Consider the following 20028-nt stretch of genomic DNA (forward strand, 5'->3'; position numbering starts at 1 on the left):
CGTTTACTCATCGCTCATCTTGATGGTCTTAAGGAGCTCGCGGTAATAGGCGCGGCTTTTTTCCAGATCTTTGGCATAGGCTTGCCCATCTTTCCAGCTGGCGCTGACACTGATGCGATGAAAACGCTCCTGGGTTTGCGGCTCGGCCAGGATTTCTTCCGTGGCTTTGGCCAATTTCTGTATGACCGGCTCGGGCGTGCCGGCGGGCGCAGCCAGCCCCCAGAAGCCTTCAAAAGGCAAAGCGAGCTCAAAACCTTCTTCACCGGGAGTGGGCACATCTGGCAATTCGGGGTGGCGCACACTGGCATACGTGACCAAGGCCTTGGCTTTACCACTTTTCACCAGTTCCAGCCCGACACCATCAATAAAAAAATCAACATGCTTGCCCAGCAAGGCCGTCATGGTGTCCGCTGAACCCTTGAAGGGGACGTGCAATAGATCCAGTTTTTGCGAATTTTTCAAGATCTCGCCGGCCAAATGACCTCCCGACGCAATGCCTGCAGAGCCAAAGGTCAAGGTTCCAGGCTCTTTGCGCGCCAACTCAACAAACTCTTTCAGATTGGAGACAGGCAAGTCATTACGGACCGTCATGATGGGCAGATAACCCGCCAGGCTGCCGATAAACTCAAAGCCCTGGACTGGGTCATACGGCACATCGCGTATATAGGGCAGCACCGTAAAAGCCGTGCTGGTGGCCAGCAACAAGGTATAGCCATCAGGTTTGGCACGACCTACGATGGAAGTCCCAATCGACGTCGTGCCACCGGGTCGATTCTCAATGACGATGGGAACGCCTAGCTTGACGCGCAAACGGTCGGCAAACACGCGCGCCAGATTGTCGCTATTGCCGCCGGGGGGATAGGGAACCACAAAAGTGACTTCACGGCTGGGATAGGTATCGGCCGCGATGGCCGCCGGGGCAGAAAAGCTGCTCACTGCCACCAGACCCGAAACCAGTATTGTGCGTAAAAACCCTGTACGCGAAAAAAAAGAATTAGACATGATCCTTGCCTCCTGTGTGAGAGTTTTTCTCTCTTATTGTTCCACTATATAGAACGCTGTTCTTGTTTTTGATCTTAAAAATGCCGTGAAAACGGCGCGAGTACAACAGACAGCAACAACACAAGCAACTGAGGACAACGGTTCAAATAGTGGGAGATTTGATTTCAAGTGTCAACTATTAATCCCCTCCGGGATTTCCCCAGTTCAATCATCATGTCGCGTTGGGCTTGACCGCAACGCACTTCTAGATACAATGAAAACACCGATTTTTTACGTCATTTTTAAGAACGCAGTTCCAAATATCAGAACACCACCCTTTAACTGATCGAAGGAATTCATTCATGTTCTCTGCCATCGTCATCGACAAAACCGACGGCCAATACAAGGCCTGCCTGCAATCCCTGGACGAATCTGCTCTACCCGACGGCTCGGTCACGGTTCGCATCGACTACTCCACCTTGAACTTCAAAGACGGCCTGGCCATGACGGGTAAGTCCCCCGTGGTGCGCCAGTTCCCCATGGTGCCCGGCATCGACTTTGCCGGTACGGTCACCGACAGCAGCGATCCGAATTTCAACGCCGGCCAAAAAGTGGTGCTGAACGGCTGGGGCGTGGGCGAAGTGCATTGGGGCGGTCTGGCACAGTTGGCCCGCGTGAAAGGCGATTGGCTGATTCCGCTGCCCGAAGCCTTCTCCACCCAGCAAGCCATGATGATTGGTACCGCCGGCTACACCGCTGCCCTGTGCGTGCGTGCCTTGCAACGCCAAGGCGTGACACCCGACAAAGGCCCCATTCTGGTGACGGGTGCCGCCGGTGGCGTAGGCAGTGTCAGCGTAGCCCTGCTGCATGCCTTGGGCTACACCGTGATGGCCAGCACGGGCCGTCCTCAGGAAGAAAGCTATCTGAAGGCCCTGGGCGCCAACGAGATTGTGGACCGCAATACCTTAAGCGAACCTGGTAAACCGCTGGGCAAGGAACGCTGGGCTGGAGCCATTGACAGCGTGGGTAGCCACACCCTGGCCAATGTCTGCGCAGGCACACAATATCTGGGCGCAGTGGCCGCCTGCGGTCTGGCCCAGGGCATGGACTTCCCCGCTTCTGTGGCCCCCTTCATTTTGCGCGGCGTGCAATTGATCGGTGTGGACAGCGTCCATTGCCCCAAACCCGAGCGCCTGGCGGCCTGGGACTTGCTGGCCAAGCATTTGTCCATCGAGGCCCTGGAGCGCATCGGCGCCAGCACCATCGCCCTGTCTCAAGCCATTGATCAGGCCAGTCAGCTACTGGAGGGCAAAGTACGCGGCCGCATCGTGGTTGATGTGAACGCCTAAGGCCCTGTCGGCCCCCATCTACCTATATCACGCTCTGGAGCTGATTCATGGATACGACATTGCCCCTGAACGGGGTTCGGATACTGGAATTTTGCAATGTGGCCGCTGGCCCGTACTGCGGTATGTTGTTGGCCGATATGGGGGCTGACGTCATCAAAATCGAACACCCCAAAGGGGGAGACACCTTACGAAGCTGGCCGCCCATCAACCAGGGCTACAGCGAGAACTTTGCTTCGCTAAACCGCAACAAGCGCTCGGTGACGCTGGATCTGAAAAACCCTGACGATGTGGCCAAGGCACGCCAACTGGTGCTGAATGCCGATGTCTTGCTGGAGAACAACCGGCCCGGCGTCATGCAACGTTTAGGACTGGACTACGAGAGTCTGAAAGCTATTAACCCCAGACTGCTGTACTGCTCCATTTCCGCCTATGGACAAAGCGGCCCACGCTCGCAAGAAGGCGGTTTCGATCTGACGATTCAGGCCATGAGCGGGGTGATGAGCGTCACCGGCGAGGCAGGCGGTGCCCCGGTTAAATGCGGGGTCCCATTGGCCGATTTTGCTGCCGGTTTATATGCGGCTTTTGCCATCAGCGCCGCCTTGCCACAAGCTCGTGCCACCGGCCAGGGCGCGCATATAGACGTACCCATGCTGGGGACCACACTAGCCATCGCTGCATTGCAAACCTCGGAGTATTTCGGCAGTGGCCGCGACCCGGACAAGCTGGGCTCCGCCCATCCACGCAATGCGCCCTACCAGGCCTTCCAGTGCAAAGGCGGCTACTTCGCCATGGCCGCAGGCAACGACGCGCTGTGGCGCTCTGTCTGTCAGGTTGTTGAACGCCCGGATCTGACCGAGGATGAACGCTTTACCAGCACCACCCTGCGCGCCAAACATCAAGACGCCTTGCGTGAATTGCTGGAAGCCATTTTTGTGCAGCACGACTGCGAACATTGGCTGGCCCAATTCCGTGCCCAAGGCGTACCCTGCAGCCCCATCAACCGCTATTCCGACGTCTTGCGCGACCCGCAGGTCGAACATATGGAATGGGTGCAAAACATTCGCCTGCCGGGTACGGATACGGACACCCGCAGCTTTATCTCGCCCTTGCGTATCAATGGGGTGGGCTTGCCCGTCCGTCTGCCCCCCCCCGCGCTGGGCGAACATAACGACAGCATCTTGCACGGAGTCACCCCATGACAGCGCCGTATTGCAGCCGCAGCCCCAGCCTGAACGTGGACTGCGCGGGCAAAGTCTGGACCCTGACGCTAAACCGGCCCGACAAACGCAATGCCTTGTCGGCCGAGCTAGTCGAAGCCCTGATCGCGGCCGTGCAGGCCGCAGAACAGGCCCAGGCCGATCTGCTGATCTTGCGCGGTGAAGGCCGTAATTTCAGTGCCGGTTTTGACTTCAGCGACTACGAGCAGCAAAGCGAGGGGGATCTGGTGCTGCGCTTTATCCGCATCGAAACCCTCTTGCAGAGGCTGGCCCACACACCGTGCGCCACCCTGGCCCTGGCGCATGGGCAAAACTTCGGCGCAGGCGTGGATTTGATTGCTGTCTGCCGTCAGCGCGTGGCCAGCGCGGACGCGCGCTTTCGCATGCCTGGACTGCAGTTTGGGCTAGCCTTGGGAACTGGCAGACTGGCGGCCCTGATCGGCGGTCAGCAGGCTCATCAACTTTTGGCAGGAAGCCAGGTTTTTGATGCTGCCACAGCAAAACAACTGGGATTTATTGACGACACGCAAGAGTCCGACGCGTGGCCTGCGGTCATCGAGCAAGCTCAACAAACAGCAGGCTTGCTGGACGCGAGCAGTCGCACCTATCTGCATCAGTTAACGGGTTGCCCACAACAGGCTGATCGGGATATGGCAGCCTTGGTGCGCTCGGCTTCCGCACCCGGCATCAAGGAAAGAATCGCGGCCTTCAGACAGGCCGCAAAGTCTTGAACGCTGATATTGAACGGCGACAAAAAAAGCCCCCACGCTACGCCTTCGGCTTGCTGCCCCCCGAGGGGGAGTTTTTGTCTTGGGGCGGCCCGGCGACAAAAAAAGCCCCCACGCTGCGCCTTCGGCTTGCTGCCCCCCAAGGGGGAGTTTTTGTCTTGGGGCGGCCCGGCGACAAAAAAAGCCCCCACGCTGCGCCTTCGGCTTGCTGCCCCCCAAGGGGGAGTTTTTGTCTTGGGGCGGCCCGGCGACAAAAAATGGGCAAAGCATCCAAGTTTTAACAGCAGTTCAAATCCGGGCTGTTTCATCCAGCCCGGAACCTGTCTTCTAGAACGGCTTAGCGACCGCTATAACCCAAGCGGCGCGAGATCTGCGCCGCTGCCGTCATCAAGGTTTTACCGGCCTGAATCAGTCGCGCTTCTTCCAGGCGCTCGGCAGGCCCGGAAATGCCCAACGCCGCCACCACCATTGCCCGACTGTCGTAAATAGGTGCAGCCGCACCCACGACCTGCTCACGCCACTCGCCCCGGTTAATCGCATACCCCTGTTCGCGCACTTGTTCCAGTTCACGGCGCAAATCACCAAACTTGACCAGGCTACGCGGCGTATAAGGTTTGAGACGGTTCTTGATCAGATTCAAGGTATCTTCACTGGCCCAGGCCAACATCGCTTTGCCCGTTGCCACACATTGCGCAGGCGAGCGTCCGCCCACGGTGGTGTAGGCACGCACAGGCTGCGGGCTGTCGATCTTTTCGATATACAGCACCTCGACCCCATCGAGCAGCGACAAATGCACTGTTTCCTGGGTTTGCTCGGCCAGCTCTTTCATGAAGGGCAAAGCCTCCACGCGTACATCCAGCCGATTGGCCAAGCCCGAGCCCAACTCCCACAGTTTCATGGTCAGCTCGTAGCGCCCGGTGTCTTCGTTCTTGCGCGCAAAACCCTGGTGAACCAGCGCCTGCAACAGTCGATGCACATTGCTTTTATTGAGCATCAGTTGATTGGCCAGCTCGGTCACACCCGAGCCTCGTTCGTGCTTGGCCAGGGCTTCCAGGAGCACCAGGCCCTTAACAAAAGTCTTGTCCAATCGAATATCCCATCAATCACTAAAAGTGCATGAATTGTCTCATGGAACCGGGCCTAGGCCCTTGGTGGTGACAAGACTGATTCAAAATCGAAACAAGCAAGCAGCTCTGGCCCTACTTATTCTTCAGTGCCCCTGACATGGGCGAACACCAGCCGGAACAGGTCATGATATTCAGGTATCAGGATCATCAGTGTTGAACATATTTCAGTCTGAATACCCGCCTAGGCCCATGCAGTGCGGCAGCAAACCCAGGCCCACTTGCCGCTTCCCAGCGATTACTAAAAGCGTGTACAACGTGTCTTTAATCCATAAACTCAACAGTCGCCTGGAGCCCAACCCCGATGGACACCCCTTCTACGCCCTTTGCCCTTGCGGCCATCGTGCATGCAGGCAAAGGCAGTGCCGACGCCTTGCTGCTGGAATTCGTGCAGGAGTTGCGCGCGAAAAACTACCGCGTCTGTGGTCTGGTGCAAGGCCCGGAAATCCAGAAGGAAGGTCATAGCCTGCGCACCGTGCAGGATCTGGACAAGGGCACGCTCTATCCCATCACCCAGAACCTGGGTTCGGAATCCACGGCTTGCTGTCTGGATATTGGCGCCTTGCTGGAAGCCAGCGAAGTGCTGCGGCAGGCGCTGGAAAGCCCTGCCGATCTGGTGATTGTGAATCGCTTTGGCATCATGGAAGCAGACGGCCAGGGTTTTAACAATGAAATCATGGCCTTGATCGACCAAGGCTACCCGGTGTTGACCGTGGTCGCCCACACCTATTTGCCTGCCTGGCGTGAGTTTACGGGTGGGCTGGCCGTGGAGCTGGCGCCAGAGCGCCAGGCACTGTGGAACTGGTTCGAGAGTAGCCGTCAGGCAGCCTGAATCGGCCACCTGACACGATTGCCCTCACAAAACCTGCAAAGCCACCCAAGGCCATGCGGCCGGCCCTTATCAACTAGCTCCACGCCTGAACAGCAGTAAGCCTACAGCCTGCTAAAGGCTAGAACACAGCTTGGTGCTACTGGCCCCACCCCTCCAGAACCAGTTTGCCCCTTGCCTTGCCCGACTCGATCAAGGCATGGGCTTTCTTCATATTGCTGGCATTGATACTGCCAAAACGCTCCGTCATGGTAGTACGTATCAAGCCCGCATCAATAAGGGCTGCGACTTCGCTTAACAAACGGTGCTGGGCCTGCATATCGTCCGTGCCAAACAAGGAACGGGTAAACATGAATTCCCAATGCAAAGACACAGATTTGCGTTTGAGCTTGCCCACATCAAGACTGGCCGGGTCATCAATCAAACCGAATTTCCCCTGCGGGGCAATGACCTGCACGAGCTGGTCAAAATGCTGATCGGTATGCGTCAGGCTGACGACATAATCCACTTCCGGATGCCCGATGCGCTCCAGTTGCGCTGCCAAAGGCTGGCTGTGGTCAATGACATGATGCGCGCCCAGCTCCTTCACCCAAGCTTGGGTTTCAGGGCGGGAAGCAGTGCCAATGACGGTCAAAGAGGTCAAGCGGGAAGCCAACTGCGTCAAAATAGAGCCCACACCACCAGACGCCCCCACAATCAGTAAAGTCTTGCCGGCAGGGGCCTTTCCTGGGGCTACGCCCAAGCGGTCAAACAGCATCTCCCAGGCCGTAATGGTGGTCAGGGGCAAGGCAGCCGCCGCCGCAGAATTCAGCGTTTTGGGCGCATGCGCCACAATACGCTCGTCCACCAAATGCAGTTGGCTATTGGTGCCAGGGCGCGCAATGGAACCGGCATACCAGACGCGATCACCAGGCTGAAACAAGCTCACTTGTGGTCCTACCGCCTGCACAATCCCGCAGGCATCCCAACCCAGCACCTTGTATTGTTCACCCTCCGCAGGTTGAGCCGATTCCCGAACCTTGGTATCGACCGGATTAACCGACACCGCCTGTACGTGCACCAACAGATCACGGCCTGTGGCCACCGGGTCGGGCAACTCAACATCCAACAGGGACTCGAGCTGCTCAATCGCTTGAGGGACTTTGTAGGCAATCGCTTTCATCTTTTTTCCTTTTTAATATCAGTCGTCTGTCTTAGGCCATGCTCGGATAATCGGTGTAGCCGTGTGCGCCACCTCCAAACAAGGTGTGGGGGTCGAAGCTGGCTAAGGGAAGCTGATGACGCAAGCGTGCTGGCAAATCTGGATTGGCAATAAAGGGGCGGCCAAATGCCACCAGATCCGCCAGGCCACTCTTTACAATCTGCTCGGCTCTGTCGGCGTCGTATTTGCCCGCAACGATAATTCGGCCCGAGAAATGGGCACGCAAGGCGTGACGAAAATCATCAGGAATCTCAGGCGCATCCTCCCAATCCGCCTCTGACAAGTGGATATAGGCCAAACCCTTGCCGTCCAATACCTTCGCCAAATGCAAAATGGTGGGGATGATTTCGGGGCAGTTCATGGCGCGCTGCGTAATAAAGGGAGCCAAACGGATACCGGTGCGTTCTGCCCCGATCTCGCCCGCTACCGCTTCGACCACTTCTCTGGCAAAGCGAACACGATTTTCCACACTGCCGCCATACACATCTTCACGATGGTTAGAGGTGGTACGCAGGAACTGATCAATCAGGTAGCCATTGGCCCCATGGATTTCCACGCCATCAAAACCGGCTTGTATCGCCTTGGCAGCCGCCTGGCGATAGTCCTCAATCACGGCAGCAATCTCTTGCTCGGTCAGAGCACGCGGCACGGGGCAATCCAGCATCCGCCCCACCCCATCCTCCCCCACGACCCAAACCTGGGCCTGAGGCGACAAGGCCGAGGGAGCCACAGTCTGCCCATCGGCATGAAAGCTGGCATGAGACATCCGGCCTACATGCCACAGTTGCAAGACAATCCGGCCACCGGCCTGGTGCACGGCGTCTGTTACCAAGCGCCAGCCCTGCACCTGCTGCTGAGTGTAAATACCGGGAGTGAAGCTATAGCCTTGCCCTTGCCGAGAAATCTGCGTGGCTTCGCTGATCAATAAACCTGCACTGGCACGCTGAGCGTAATACTGGGCCATCAACGCATTCGGAATATCCCCCGGCTGATCGGTACGGCTACGCGTCATGGGAGCCATCACGATACGGTTCGGTAGCTGCAAGCTGCCCACGTTTAACGCCGAAAACAAAACAGATGTCTCTAAAGCCATGATTTGCAACCCTCATCAAGAAAGTGGAAGTGTGGATCACAGTGTGCCTTTTCAGACTCTTTAGAAAAACAGGCCTTTGCTTGAAACGATTTTCAAAAATATTTTGAAAATCGCATCATAATTAATCCCATTAGTTCACTTTTCAGCATAAACACGTTGAACTCAGCCCAGCGAGACACGCCATGAAAGCACTGCAGGATCTGGAAATTTTTGTTCGCACCGCAGACACTGCCAGCCTATCGGCCACAGCGCGAGGGTTGGGCATTACACCGGCAGCGGCCAGCGCGGCACTCAAGCGCCTGGAGGCGGAAGTGGGCGTACAGCTTTTCCTGCGCTCCACCCGCCATTTGCGGCTGACCTCTGAAGGCGAAGTGTTCCTGGCTCAATGCCGTCCCGCCCTGTCCGCCCTGCAACAGGCCAGCCTGCAACTGGCCAGCGGTGGCCCCGGCTCCCGTGGCCAACTGAAGCTGGCCGCACCGTCTGACCTGGGACGCAACGTGCTGTTGCCTTGGTTAAACGAATTTCAGGATGCCAATCCGGGCATAGACATACGCCTGCATCTGTCCGACCGGCTGGCCAACGTGTACAGCGAACCCATTGACGCCGCCTTTCGCTATGGCCATCCAGCAGACTCCAATCTGGTGGCGATGCCTTTAGCGCCGACACACCGCCGGGTACTGTGCGCCGCCCCCTCCTACTTGAAGCAGCACGGCACCCCCACCTCCCCTCTGGAACTGCAGGAGCACGACTGTCTGTGCTTCATGCTGGGAGACGATGTTCATGATCGCTGGAAATTTGAGCGTACTGGTCAAGCGGCTACCTTTGTCCGAGTCCGGGCAGTCAATGTTTCCAACGACGGAGATGTCGTCCGGCGCTGGGCCTTGCTGGGCAAAGGTATCGCCTACAAATCCTACTTCGACGTGGCCCAGGACCTTGCCAATGGCCGCTTGCGCACTATCTGCGAGGACTGGCTGGGCGAGAGCACCCCCCTGTATTTGCTGGCTGCCGGACGGCAGCAAATTACCCCCTTGCTGCGCCAGCTGCATCAGTTCATGCAGGAACGCCTGGAACGCTGGGAGCAGTCGCCCCATCTGCCGAAAAAGCACACAGGAACGACGATGAACGTCTAGGATATCGACCCAAGGCCGTCATCCTGCCTTGCTCTAATTCGATCGACCCTTTCCCCAACATCAGTGACAAGGCTATCGAATCATGAGACATGCGCACACGGCCCGCTCCGCCTCCCAGCGGCCCGGTTTTCCTTCTCCCTCTGAAAATTCCCATCCGGGCAGCCATGCGTTGCCCTTCCAAGGCCTGTCCCGGCCTGTCTTTGGTAAACCCGGTCTGCTCAAAGCCCTCGCCGTGGCCACCCTATCGGCTACCTTGGCTGCTTGTGGCGGGTCCGGCACAGGCAACGACCAGGAAGCGGAGCCCGAAACACCCGTCAACCCGGACAAGCCGGATACCCCTAGCACCCGCCACGCCCTGATCATCAATTTGGATGGGGCAACCTACCAGGCCGTGCAGCAAGGCATTGCCGATGGCAGCCTGCCCAATCTGGCCAAGCTGCAAGTACAACTGGCCTACAGCGGTGGCGTCGCCGGCACCCCCAGCCAACAAGCCAATCTGGATATGCCCAGCTGGGCCAGCCTGCTGACCGGAACCTGGGCCAACCGTCATGGCGTCGTGTCTACCGCGCCGGATCAGGTGCTGCGCCAAAACAGCCTGTTCCACTCCGAGCAAAACGGACAGAATGCTGCAGCCGTGGCATCCAAAGGCTTGGCACACTTGCTCAAGGCCGACCACGATGCCGAGCGTCTGCATGAGCTGGCCGACTGTTCTCCACAAACCGTCACCCTGTCCTGCGTCTCCAGCCAGGCCCTGACGATGATCAAAGGGGACTACCGCAAGGTTCTGGTTCAGTATCGCGCTGCCAAAGATGCTGCGCTGGACTTCGGCATTGAATCACCGGGCTACAACGCTACCTTAAGCAAGCTGGACAAGGAAATCGGCACCTTGCTGGACGCTGCTGCCAAGCAAAAAGACCGCGAGTGGCTGGTGATCGTGACCGGTAGCCATGGCCTGAGCGAACACGGCCAGGATAATGGCTTGCCTTTGCTGCCCCAGTCCACCACCTTCCTGGCCATCAATCAGGCCGTCAACACAGGAGAACAGGGCATTGGTGCCAGCGTGCCCGCTACGCTGCCCGAGCTGTATCAATACAACAGCCTGGTGGATGTGGCCCCTACCATCATGCGGTATCTGGACAAGCTGCCCCCGGCTGCCGACTACAAGCTCGATGGCAGCAGCCTGCTAGGCCCACAAGCGGTCACGAGTCTGCAAGCCACGGTGCTGGACAACCACTCCTCTGCCGTTGCAATCAAACTGGACTGGAAAGCCCCCGCCGATGCCTCTATCGATATTTTGCGGGACGGCCAGGTAATCGCGTCACGCCTACCGGCTGGCACACAAAGCTATACCGACAACCAGGCCACCGCTGGTCTGTCTGACCGAGGCACCTACCAGTTTGACTACACCGTGCAGGCCGGTTCAGGCACCGATGCCGCCTGGCGCAGTCTGTTCAGCCCGCCCATCTCGTATTTGCCTCCCGTCCCTCTGGAAGCCTCCCTGCTCAATGGCCTGGTCTCCTACTATCCCTTTAGCGCCAACCTGCCCCCTGTAGACGCGCAGAAAAACAGCACCATGGCACCGGCCTCCAACGACCTGCCCAATGCGGCCGGTCTGGTCGTGCCCGGTCCCTTTACAGGCACGCATGGCTTGCTGGTTGACACCAACTATGTCACCGAAGAAGGTCTGGAAGGCTATCGCATGACGCCGGCCCAAGGCTTTGACATCTCCACGGGCAGCAACCCGCAATTCACCATTGGCTTTTGGTATCAGGTGCCCAAGTGCATCGATCGCAACAACGTCACGGTCCTATCCAACAAGAACTACGTCAGTGGTGCCAATGCCGGTGTCGCCATTGGCTTGTTCAACAGTGGCATCCAAAACCAGTGCGGCATTGCCTTCAATATTGGCTCGGGTGGAGTACGTGCCGACGGCCCAACCAATCCCTACACCCAGATTCCAGTAGGTAAGTGGGTGCACCTTGCTTTCTCGGTGGACGGTGTTGCCAAGACCATGAACATGCGCGTGTTTGATCCCTCTACCGAGCAGGTTATGCGCGTGGCTACCAACAAATCCACGGGTGCAGTTGATGTCTCCAAGCTCTCGCCCTACCCACAATGGGGTATTGGCGACGATGGCACCGGCACGTTCCTGATGAACAAGTGCAATGGCTCGGTCAAACCTCCCTATACGGTTGGCCAATGCTCGGTTGCTCCGCCCACCCAGCAAATGTTTGGTGACCTGGCCATGTGGAACCGCGTCCTAAGTGAGCAGGAGCTGAGCTCGATCTACTGGTCCAAGAAACCCCTGTCCAGCCTGAGCACACACTAAGCGAGGCCACCATGAACGCTCTTGATTTACGCGCTGTACGCAGTGCCCTGGCCATCGGCATGACTGCTTTGCTATTGAGCGCCTGCAGTGACGGAGGCTCCAGCGCTGCCGAACCCCCGCCCGGCACAGGAGGCTCGAGCAGCGAGCAAGTGCCTATTGTGACGCCCCCGGCCACGGGCTCTCAAGGGGAGCAAGGCACGGACCTTGGCACGCCGCCCACCCCGAACTCGCAATTGGACTGCGCACCTTAAGCGCATGGCAGCCCGGCACGACAGATGTCCTTGCCTGGCTCCACTCCAACCACTTATCGACAAGGCTTTCCCCATGACTCACATCAATCGCCGTAATTTTCTGCGACTGGCTGCTAGTGCGGCCGCTTTAGGCCCCTTTCCGCCTGCTATTCAAAAGGCGCTGGCTATCCCCGCCAATAACGCCACGGGAACGATTAATGACGTCGAGCACGTCATTATCCTGATGCAGGAAAACCGCTCTTTTGATCACTACTACGGCACCATGCCAGGCGTGCGCGGTTTCAGCGACCGTATCACCATCCCGATGGCATCGGGCGAATCGGTCTGGCGTCAGCAAGGCACCAATGGCATGGTGCAGCCCTACTACCTGGATGCGACCAAAGGCAATGCCTTGCGTGTTGGCGGCGCACACGACTGGAACGACCAGCAGGAGGCCTGGGATGGCGGTCGCATGGCAAACTGGCCCAAAGCCAAGTACACCAACGTCGCTATGGGCTACCTGAAAGAGTCCGACTTGCCCTTTCATTGGTCACTGGCTAATGCCTTTACTATTTGCGACGCCTACCACACCTCTATCAATACCGGCACCTTCACCAACCGCATGTTCTTGTGGAGTGGCAGTAACGGGGCCAATCTGATTGATCGCGCCTGCGTGACCAACTCGAACTGGGGTCGCCTGGGCCCGTCCGACGATGGTCTGGATTGGACGACGTACCCAGAGCGTCTGCAAGAGGCCGGTGTGCGCTGGAAGGTGTACAACCGCCCCGGCAACAACAGCAATAACAACCAGCTCGTGGCCTTTGCGTCCTACCGCAAGGTGAATGAGGACCTGGCCGCACTAGGCTCTCCTGATGCCGAATACTCCCCTCAAATGGAAGCTCTCTCCCCCTTGTACAAGGGTTTTGGCAACACCATGCCTGACGGCGGGTTTTTGCAAGCCATTGCCGATGACATCAACATGGGCCAATTGCCACAGGTCAGTTGGATTGTGGCCCCCGGCCCCTACAGTGAACACCCCAGCATGGGTGTGCCCGGCCAGGGCGCCTGGTATCTGGAGCGACTGCTGAACATTCTGACCGAAAAACCCGAGATCTGGAGCAAGACCGTCCTGATCGTGAACTACGACGAGAACGACTGCTTCTTTGACCACATGCCCCCTCCTGCTCCTCCGTGGCGCAATCGAGATGGCTCATTGGAAGGCAAGTCCACGGTAGATGTCTCCAATGAGTACTACACCATGCCTGCCCCTGACGGGGACTCGCGCAAGGTAGCACCCGATGGCCGCCCTTTCGGGGCCGGCCCACGTCTGCCCACCCTGATTATTTCCCCATGGAGCGTGGGTGGCTGGGTCAATTCCCAACAGTTTGACCACACCTCGGTACTGCGCTTTCTGGAGCAACGCTTTGGTGTGCAAGAACCCAATATCAGCCCCTGGCGCCGCGCCGTATTCGGCGATATGCGTTCCTGCTTTGATTTCAAATCGCCCAATGCCTCCAAACCCGCCTTGAGTCCAGCACCGACGCGCGAACAGGCAGACGCAACCTTGAGCCAGCAAGCCGGTGCAGGCAAGGTGCCCATGCCCCCTGTGGGCACAGAGCCCATGCCCAGCCAGGACTTAATGCTGCGCCCTTCACGCGCCCTGCCCTACCAATTGCACACCAGCGCCAATGTGGACCTGGACAAAGAGCAGGTCTGGTTAACGTTCAGCAATACCGGCACGCAAGGCACCGTGTTCCATGTGTACGACGAGCTGCAACTCTCGGACTATCCACGACGCTTTACGGTGGAGGCCAACAAGATCATCTCGGACGCCTGGACCATCCATGCAGATCACAAGGGCAACTACAGCCTGTGGGTGTTGGGGCCAAACGGCTACCATCGCCACTTCAAGGGCAACATCCACGCGCTGCGCCAAGGCCCCAAACCAGAAGTGCGTGTGTGCTACGAGCCCCAGGCCAATGCCGTGTCCTTGACCATCATGAATATGGGGGATCAGGCCGCGACCGTCACGGTGAGCGCCAACGCCTATCGCGAGGATGGCCCCTGGGTCTACACCGTTGATCCGGGCATGCAAATGGATGCACGCTGGTCGCTGGAAGTCTCGGGCAACTGGTACGACTTCACCGCCACCATGGGTGAGTCCTTCGAGCGCCGCTTTGCCGGTCGCCTGGAAACTGGCCGGGATGGCATCAGCGACCCGGCCATGGGTGTCGCACGCTAGTCATACTGCCCAGGCACAATGTCAAGGTCCGTTCCGGAAAGCACTGTTAGAGAAGTACGATGACGCTCAACCAATTACGGGCCTTCGTCATGGTGGCCCAGCACGGCGGCTTTTCAGCCGCCGCGCGGGCCTTGAACATGAGCCACACCACGCTTAGTTCACAAATTCAAATCATTGAACGCGACTATGGGGCCGAGCTGTTTCACCGCCGCGGCCGACGCGTCGAGCTCTCTACCCTGGGGCTGGAAATGCTGCCCATGGCCAGGCGCATGATCTCGTTGGAATCCGACATGCGCCAGATGCTCGATGGCAGTGGCAAACTGCATTACGGCACCTTGAAGCTGGGTGCCGTCAGCCCCTATCACGTCACCGAGCTGATCGCATCCTTTCATGCGGTATATCCACGCATCAAGCAGTCCGTCAAACTGGGCAACTCGGAATTGGTATTGGACGATCTGGATCAATACATCTGCGATGTTGGCGTGGTTGCCAGTTGCCAGCCACAGCGCCGCTATTACATGCAACCTTACGCTCGCTACCCGGTCATCGCCTTTGTGCGCCAAGACCACCCTTTCGCCCGACGCAATAACATTGCACTGGAGGAGCTGGCCGGTGAGCCCTTGCTGATGCGCGAAGAAGGCTCAACAACGCGCAAGGCACTGGAAGACGCCTTACACGAACGCAAGATCAAGGTAGATGTGGCCATGGAAATAGGCAGCCGCGAAGCCCTGCGCGAATCGGTTATTCGCGGCCTGGGAGTGGGCACGGTCTCCGAATCCGAATACGTGCCAGACCCGCGCTTGCGTGTGGTGCGTATTCAAAACGAGCCGGTCTGGACGCAGATCCACGTCTGCTGTTTGCACGAGCGTCGGGAATCTCGTTTGGTCGCTGCCTTTTTTGATGCAATCGCTCATCATCAAAGCGCCCTGCCCGTCGCCAGTACCGTTGCCTGAACAACAAGCAGGCAGCAAAAAGGGCGGGGCTTGTCGCCCCGCCCTTCTTACCAGGCCTGATTCAATGCCCCCACAGAATCAGGGTGTCTCGCCTTGTGCCAGACGTGCCTGGATCGCCTGCACCACAGCCGGGAAATCGGCCACGGTTTCAATTACGTAATGAGCACCCGACTGACGCAAACGTTCACTGGCACGCTCCACCCGCGCTTGTACCTCTGCCGGATCCGTTTGAGCCAGTTCCTCCAGGGACAGTCCCACTTCATTGCCCGACAAGCTCAACCCTACCGTCCACATTCCGGCACGGCGGCCTTCTTCAATACCCGGTACGGTATCGTCCACTTTGATGCAGCGACGCACATCGCCCACACCCAAAGCCAGCACATTGGCCAGTGCCATGAAGGGGCCAGGTCGGCCACCAGCAGGCAACTCATCACCGGCAATAATGCAGTCCGGCGCAATGCCCTGGCTGGCAGCGGCGGGCAACAAGACATCCAGCACCTGACGCGGATAGCCGGAGCAAGAACCAATTTTGATACCCTTGGCACGTAACTCTTCCAGCACAGCAGCCGCACCTTCAATCGGGGCCGAGTATTCCGCTACCTTCTCGATCTGCATAGGCATAAAACGCTCATAGATAGCGTCAATGTCGGCATCGGTAGACGCACGATCGAACTGAGCCAACCACTGATTCTGAATCGACTCGGTGGCCAGCAAGGTACGGATGTGATCACGCTTGGACAAACCCATCGGACCACGGGCCTGCTCCAGGCTGATTTGAATGCCAAATGTGGCAAAGGCATCTACAAAAATCTGCGTCGGTGCCAAGGAGCTGAAATCGACCAGCGTGCCTGCCCAGTCAAAAATGACAGCTTCGACCTTGTCCGACATCAGCGTATTGAGCGCATTGAAATTCTGAGTCATTGTTTGCAACCTTCAGTCCTAAAAACAAGCCGGCTTAAAAACCGATTTATACCTGCACTGCATCCAGAGCATGTGCACCAATAAAATTACGTCCGCGTGGTCCTTGCAGTGCCTGGGCAATGCGCTGTTGCCACTGTTCGGGCGATACCCCGTAGCTGGCCGGATCAATGCTGACCCCCAGACTTTGCAAAAAACCACTCAAGGCCGAGACGGCTTGTGGTCCGTTGCGAGCGTCAAAAATCGACAATAAAAACTGATCCAGCTGTTCATCCTGGCCCAAGGCCATCTGCATGACGTGCGGCAAGCTAAAGGAGCATGCAATGCCGTGTGGCAAGCCTTGCTCCAGAGTCAGGTCATAGGACAGGGAGTGCGCCAGAGCTGTCTTGGTATTGGAAAAAGCCAGGCCCGCCATCGCTGCTGCCACAGCCAGTTGAGCACGCAGCTCCAGGTTGGACAGATCCTGCATCAACAAAGGCAAACTGCTGATCACTTGTCGTGCTGCCGATACCGCCAGGCTGGCCGACACGGGATTGCGATTCACGTTCCATAAGGACTCCAGCGCATGCGACAAGGCATCCAGACCACTGGCCAAAGTAGCGCCAGCGGGCAGGCTGCACATCAAGGCCGGATCAATAATCGCGGCCTGAGGCCAGGTCCAGGGCAGATGCAGGGAGTACTTGCGCCCCTGCCCCTTATCCCAAATGGTTGCCCAGGGGGTTACTTCGCTCCCGGTTCCTGCCGTGGTGGGCACGGCAATCAGGCTGCGCACCCGCCCTGGAGGCTGGCTCAGGCTGGTGTTGCCCGACAAGCAGTCGAGCAGTTCGGCAAACGTTCCCGAAGGGGTGCTGGTCAACATGGCTTTGGCGCAATCAATCACACTGCCGCCTCCCAAGGCGATAATGCACTCAGCCTCAGGGTAGTCACGCCACAGACGCTCGTACAACGGCGCCAACCAGGACACATCCGGATTCGGTTGAATATCGGTTTCAATCGCAACCAGTTGCTCACCCAACAAGGCTTGCAGGCGCTCGCACTGCCCCAGCTCCCGAGCCTGCGGAAAGGCAATCAGAATGGCCCGGCGGCCGCCCAAGCGTTCAGGCAAACGCTCGAACGCACCATTGCCAGCATCAATCTGAACGGGATTGAAAAAATGCCACATAAGAATCTCGAATAAAAACGGCGATCAATCGCGGCCGTTGTTGCGAATAGCCTCGCGCAGGCGATTGGAAATCAGGTCAGCCACTACTACCATCACCGTAATGACCACGATGCAGGTTGCGGTTTCCTGATACTTGAACAGTTTCAGGCTGCTGACCAGCTCAAAGCCCAAACCACCGGCCCCCACCATGCCCAGCACGGTGGCCGAACGCAGATTGACCTCAAAACGATACAGAATCACCGCAATCCAGGCCGTAATCACCTGAGGCAACACCCCGAACACAATGACCTGCAAGGGGCGCGCGCCAGTGGCACGCAAAGCGTCCAGCGGACCTTGGTCAATCTCTTCTATGCTTTCCGCAAAAAACTTGCCCAGCATCCCCACACCGTGGACAGCCAGAGCCAGCACACCCGGGAAAGGCCCAAGCCCCACCGCAGCCACAAACACCAAAGCCAGGATAAGTTCGTTGATACTGCGTATCACGTTCAAGCTTTGACGGGTAAAACTGTACAGATAACGGTTGACATTCAAGTTACGGGCCGCCAGAAACGACACCGGAACGGCTCCCAGCACACCTAGTACCGTGCCCCAAATCGCGATCTGAATCGTCTCGATAGCAGGCGGGACCAGACTGCCCAAAATACTCCAGTCGGGCGGGAAGGTGCGGCTTAAAAAGTCAGCAATCTGCGGCAGGCCAGCCGCAAACTCGGCGGCGCTTAACTGTGCACCTTGCGCACTCCATTGCAGCCCCACGACAATCGCCGCGACCAACACAGCCGTAGTGACCCAGCTTTTAACACTCGTAGGCGTGGACATGACCCAGGAATACTTATGTTCCATGATCAGGCTCCCTTGGTCGCAATGGCCAGTGGTTCGTTCAGGAAGGAGGCCGCGGCCTCATTTGCCTCTTGGGAGTGCGCACCGCCCTGCCCTGGCTCCGGGCCAGGATAGATACGGGTCAGATCATCTTCCGTCATCAGATCAGGAGCGCCGTTATAAACCACCTGACCATGGGCCAGGCCCACAATACGGTCGGCAAACTCACGGGCGTAATCGACCTGATGCAGGTTGCACACCACGGTAATACCCAGTTCCCGACTGGCGTCGTGCAAATAACGCATCACCAGACGGGCTGTTTTAGGGTCCAGGCTGGCAACCGGTTCATCAGCCAGAATGATGCGGGGACGCTGCGCCAGGGCACGGGCAATGCCCACACGCTGACGCTGGCCACCCGACAAGGAATCCGTGCGGGCCTGGGCTTTATGCGCCAGCCCCACCCGCTCCAGACATTCTTTGGCCAAGGCAATATCAGCACGGCTGAACAGTTGCAGGATCGAGCTCCACACGGGAACCGCCCCCAAACGCCCGGTCAATACATTGCGCAGCACTGACAAACGAGGCACCACATCGTGATGCTGGAAAATCATGGCAACCTGGCGACGCAAGGCCCGAGTATCCTGAGCCGACATGGCATCAATACCAGCCACCGACATCTCTCCTGTATCGGCCTGCGCCAGCCGGTTCATGCAGCGCAGCAAGGTGGACTTGCCCGCTCCGGACTGACCCAGCACAACCAGAAACTCACCGGCTTGTGCATCCATGTCCACACCGCACAGGACATCATTGGAGCCATAGCTTTTGTTCAGGCCACGCAAACGGATCATTTCATGCTCCGCAGATCCAGGTTCAGCACCTTGGCGGTATCACGCACTACGTTGTAAGCAGCATCGTCAGTCGCCTGAAAACCATTCAACATGCCCTGATCACCCCAAGGTACATCTTTGATGTTGGCCAAGGCCTTGGCCACTTTCTCTTTCACACTGGGGTCCAGATCCTTGCGCCAGACCATGGGCGACTCGGGAATATCGTTGGAAGACCACACCACTTTCAAATCATCCTGAGCCAATTGGCCTTTGGAAATCGCGCTGGCGTAAATGCGGTCGGCCACAGCAGCAGCATCCACTTTCTTGTTGGCTACCGCCAGCAAGCTGGCATCGTGCGAACCGGAGAACACCACACGGGAGAACAGCTCTTCAGGCTTGTAACCATCGTTTTCCAGACCGGCTTTAGGGAACAGATGGCCGGACGTCGAGCTAGGGTCTACAAAGGCGAAGGTGCGATCTTTCAACTGATCCACCGTGTCAATCCCGCTATCGGCACGCACCACAATCAAGCTCTTGTAGGCGCTTTTACCTGTTTTCTTGGTAACGGCGACTGCGAAGGCTTCTACATCCGCCACCGAGTTGGCCAGCACGTAAGAGAATGGTCCCAAGTAGGCCACGTCCAGCTTCTTGGCACGCAGGGCTTCGATAATGCCGTTGTAGTCTGTGGCCACAAAGGGCTCGACCTTCATACCGGACTCGCGCTCCAGTTGCTCAATCACCTGCTTGCTCGATTCGATCATGGCCTGCGAGTCTTCGGCAGGAATAAGACCAATCGTCAAGGTGTCCTGGGTGGCCTGGGCGGCAGTCCCAAACACCGAAAAGACAATGGTAGCGGCACTTGCCGCGATAAAAGAGCGGCGGGCTGTCTGAAATACGTT

The 20028-nt window shown here is 57.9% G+C and carries 18 protein-coding genes; 9 read left to right on the plus strand and 9 right to left on the minus strand.

The window, feature by feature from the left end:
* Positions 1-3: 3 nt before the first annotated feature.
* Positions 4-1002 carry a Bug family tripartite tricarboxylate transporter substrate binding protein gene (locus LNA76_RS13395; RefSeq protein ID WP_121739557.1) on the minus strand — a complete coding sequence of 333 codons (999 nt, stop codon included), beginning with the start codon at positions 1000-1002 and terminating at the stop codon, positions 4-6.
* Positions 1003-1343: 341 nt separating this feature from the next.
* On the opposite strand from LNA76_RS13395, the gene acuI reads away from it, so the two are divergent.
* Genes acuI through LNA76_RS13410 form a run of 3 tightly spaced genes read left to right on the plus strand, consistent with a single transcriptional unit; the run spans position 1344 to position 4278 of the window.
* A complete protein-coding gene (gene acuI, locus LNA76_RS13400) occupies positions 1344-2330 on the plus strand; it encodes an acrylyl-CoA reductase (NADPH) (protein WP_230019255.1) in 987 nt (328 codons plus the stop codon).
* Between the two features lie 47 nt (positions 2331-2377).
* Positions 2378-3529, plus strand: coding sequence for a CaiB/BaiF CoA transferase family protein (locus LNA76_RS13405; protein WP_094197671.1), 1152 nt, complete (start codon positions 2378-2380; stop codon positions 3527-3529).
* The gene (locus tag LNA76_RS13410) at positions 3526-4278 is read left to right on the plus strand and encodes an enoyl-CoA hydratase/isomerase family protein (protein WP_230019256.1); all 753 of its coding nucleotides are present in this window, start codon (positions 3526-3528) and stop codon (positions 4276-4278) included. The genes LNA76_RS13405 and LNA76_RS13410 overlap by 4 nt, the downstream gene beginning before the upstream one ends.
* Before the next feature lie 334 nt (positions 4279-4612).
* Here LNA76_RS13410 and LNA76_RS13415 read toward each other — a convergent pair whose 3' ends face one another.
* Positions 4613-5362, minus strand: a complete 750-nt coding sequence (locus LNA76_RS13415; RefSeq protein WP_094197673.1) for an IclR family transcriptional regulator — start codon at positions 5360-5362, stop codon at positions 4613-4615.
* Between the two features lie 341 nt (positions 5363-5703).
* Between LNA76_RS13415 and LNA76_RS13420 the strand changes: the two genes are divergently transcribed.
* Positions 5704-6231: a DUF2478 domain-containing protein gene (locus LNA76_RS13420; RefSeq protein ID WP_108728583.1), complete on the plus strand. Its 528-nt coding sequence runs from the start codon at positions 5704-5706 to the stop codon at positions 6229-6231.
* Positions 6232-6367: 136 nt separating this feature from the next.
* Here LNA76_RS13420 and LNA76_RS13425 read toward each other — a convergent pair whose 3' ends face one another.
* Both LNA76_RS13425 and LNA76_RS13430 read right to left on the minus strand, forming a co-directional pair.
* The gene (locus tag LNA76_RS13425) at positions 6368-7390 is read right to left on the minus strand and encodes a zinc-binding alcohol dehydrogenase family protein (protein WP_230019257.1); all 1023 of its coding nucleotides are present in this window, start codon (positions 7388-7390) and stop codon (positions 6368-6370) included.
* A 31-nt stretch (positions 7391-7421) separates the two neighbouring features.
* The gene (locus LNA76_RS13430) at positions 7422-8522 is read right to left on the minus strand and encodes an alkene reductase (protein WP_230019258.1); all 1101 of its coding nucleotides are present in this window, start codon (positions 8520-8522) and stop codon (positions 7422-7424) included.
* A gap of 182 nt (positions 8523-8704) precedes the next feature.
* On the opposite strand from LNA76_RS13430, the gene LNA76_RS13435 reads away from it, so the two are divergent.
* From LNA76_RS13435 to LNA76_RS13455, 5 genes are all read left to right on the plus strand, one after another.
* Positions 8705-9652: a LysR family transcriptional regulator gene (locus LNA76_RS13435; RefSeq protein WP_094197677.1), complete on the plus strand. Its 948-nt coding sequence runs from the start codon at positions 8705-8707 to the stop codon at positions 9650-9652.
* An 82-nt stretch (positions 9653-9734) separates the two neighbouring features.
* The gene (locus LNA76_RS13440; RefSeq protein WP_230019259.1) at positions 9735-11981 is read left to right on the plus strand and encodes an alkaline phosphatase family protein; all 2247 of its coding nucleotides are present in this window, start codon (positions 9735-9737) and stop codon (positions 11979-11981) included.
* 11 nt (positions 11982-11992) lie between these two features.
* The gene (locus LNA76_RS13445) at positions 11993-12232 is read left to right on the plus strand and encodes a hypothetical protein (RefSeq protein ID WP_230019260.1); all 240 of its coding nucleotides are present in this window, start codon (positions 11993-11995) and stop codon (positions 12230-12232) included.
* Positions 12233-12305: 73 nt separating this feature from the next.
* Positions 12306-14453 carry a phosphocholine-specific phospholipase C gene (locus LNA76_RS13450; protein ID WP_230019261.1) on the plus strand — a complete coding sequence of 716 codons (2148 nt, stop codon included), beginning with the start codon at positions 12306-12308 and terminating at the stop codon, positions 14451-14453.
* 59 nt (positions 14454-14512) lie between these two features.
* Positions 14513-15406 (plus strand): LysR substrate-binding domain-containing protein, encoded by an 894-nt coding sequence (locus LNA76_RS13455; protein WP_094197681.1) that lies wholly within the window; start codon positions 14513-14515, stop codon positions 15404-15406.
* 78 nt (positions 15407-15484) lie between these two features.
* Here the strand turns inward: LNA76_RS13455 and phnX are convergent, their stop codons facing one another.
* The 5 genes from phnX to phnD are packed head-to-tail and all read right to left on the minus strand — an operon-like array spanning position 15485 to position 19998.
* A complete protein-coding gene (gene phnX / locus LNA76_RS13460) occupies positions 15485-16327 on the minus strand; it encodes a phosphonoacetaldehyde hydrolase (RefSeq protein WP_094197682.1) in 843 nt (280 codons plus the stop codon).
* Positions 16328-16373: 46 nt separating this feature from the next.
* Positions 16374-17486: an iron-containing alcohol dehydrogenase PsrA gene (gene psrA, locus LNA76_RS13465; RefSeq protein ID WP_094197683.1), complete on the minus strand. Its 1113-nt coding sequence runs from the start codon at positions 17484-17486 to the stop codon at positions 16374-16376.
* A gap of 24 nt (positions 17487-17510) precedes the next feature.
* Entirely contained in the window at positions 17511-18302 is a 792-nt protein-coding gene (gene phnE / locus LNA76_RS13470) for a phosphonate ABC transporter, permease protein PhnE (RefSeq protein ID WP_395013916.1), read from the minus strand.
* A gap of 26 nt (positions 18303-18328) precedes the next feature.
* Positions 18329-19150 carry a phosphonate ABC transporter ATP-binding protein gene (gene phnC, locus LNA76_RS13475; RefSeq protein ID WP_230019262.1) on the minus strand — a complete coding sequence of 274 codons (822 nt, stop codon included), beginning with the start codon at positions 19148-19150 and terminating at the stop codon, positions 18329-18331.
* Positions 19147-19998: a phosphonate ABC transporter substrate-binding protein gene (gene phnD, locus LNA76_RS13480; protein ID WP_442778989.1), complete on the minus strand. Its 852-nt coding sequence runs from the start codon at positions 19996-19998 to the stop codon at positions 19147-19149. Before phnD ends, phnC begins: the two co-directional genes overlap by 4 nt.
* Positions 19999-20028 lie beyond the last annotated feature (30 nt).

Origin of the sequence: Alcaligenes sp. MMA (assembly GCF_020907215.1) — a bacterium.
In the GTDB taxonomy this organism is placed as follows: domain Bacteria; phylum Pseudomonadota; class Gammaproteobacteria; order Burkholderiales; family Burkholderiaceae_B; genus Alcaligenes; species Alcaligenes aquatilis.

What these genes read in the sequence shown, in the direction of transcription:
- LNA76_RS13395 (WP_121739557.1), bottom strand. Translation starts at nt 1,002, where the DNA reads ATGTCTAATTCTTTTTTTTCGCGTACAGGGTTTTTACGCACAATACTG.
- acuI (WP_230019255.1), top strand. Translation starts at nt 1,344, where the DNA reads ATGTTCTCTGCCATCGTCATCGACAAAACCGACGGCCAATACAAGGCC.
- LNA76_RS13405 (WP_094197671.1), top strand. Translation starts at nt 2,378, where the DNA reads ATGGATACGACATTGCCCCTGAACGGGGTTCGGATACTGGAATTTTGC.
- LNA76_RS13410 (WP_230019256.1), top strand. Translation starts at nt 3,526, where the DNA reads ATGACAGCGCCGTATTGCAGCCGCAGCCCCAGCCTGAACGTGGACTGC.
- LNA76_RS13420 (WP_108728583.1), top strand. Translation starts at nt 5,704, where the DNA reads ATGGACACCCCTTCTACGCCCTTTGCCCTTGCGGCCATCGTGCATGCA.
- LNA76_RS13425 (WP_230019257.1), bottom strand. Translation starts at nt 7,390, where the DNA reads ATGAAAGCGATTGCCTACAAAGTCCCTCAAGCGATTGAGCAGCTCGAG.
- LNA76_RS13430 (WP_230019258.1), bottom strand. Translation starts at nt 8,522, where the DNA reads ATGGCTTTAGAGACATCTGTTTTGTTTTCGGCGTTAAACGTGGGCAGC.
- LNA76_RS13435 (WP_094197677.1), top strand. Translation starts at nt 8,705, where the DNA reads ATGAAAGCACTGCAGGATCTGGAAATTTTTGTTCGCACCGCAGACACT.
- LNA76_RS13440 (WP_230019259.1), top strand. Translation starts at nt 9,735, where the DNA reads ATGAGACATGCGCACACGGCCCGCTCCGCCTCCCAGCGGCCCGGTTTT.
- LNA76_RS13445 (WP_230019260.1), top strand. Translation starts at nt 11,993, where the DNA reads ATGAACGCTCTTGATTTACGCGCTGTACGCAGTGCCCTGGCCATCGGC.
- LNA76_RS13450 (WP_230019261.1), top strand. Translation starts at nt 12,306, where the DNA reads ATGACTCACATCAATCGCCGTAATTTTCTGCGACTGGCTGCTAGTGCG.
- LNA76_RS13455 (WP_094197681.1), top strand. Translation starts at nt 14,513, where the DNA reads ATGACGCTCAACCAATTACGGGCCTTCGTCATGGTGGCCCAGCACGGC.
- phnX (WP_094197682.1), bottom strand. Translation starts at nt 16,327, where the DNA reads ATGACTCAGAATTTCAATGCGCTCAATACGCTGATGTCGGACAAGGTC.
- psrA (WP_094197683.1), bottom strand. Translation starts at nt 17,486, where the DNA reads ATGTGGCATTTTTTCAATCCCGTTCAGATTGATGCTGGCAATGGTGCG.
- phnE (WP_395013916.1), bottom strand. Translation starts at nt 18,302, where the DNA reads ATGTCCACGCCTACGAGTGTTAAAAGCTGGGTCACTACGGCTGTGTTG.
- phnC (WP_230019262.1), bottom strand. Translation starts at nt 19,150, where the DNA reads ATGATCCGTTTGCGTGGCCTGAACAAAAGCTATGGCTCCAATGATGTC.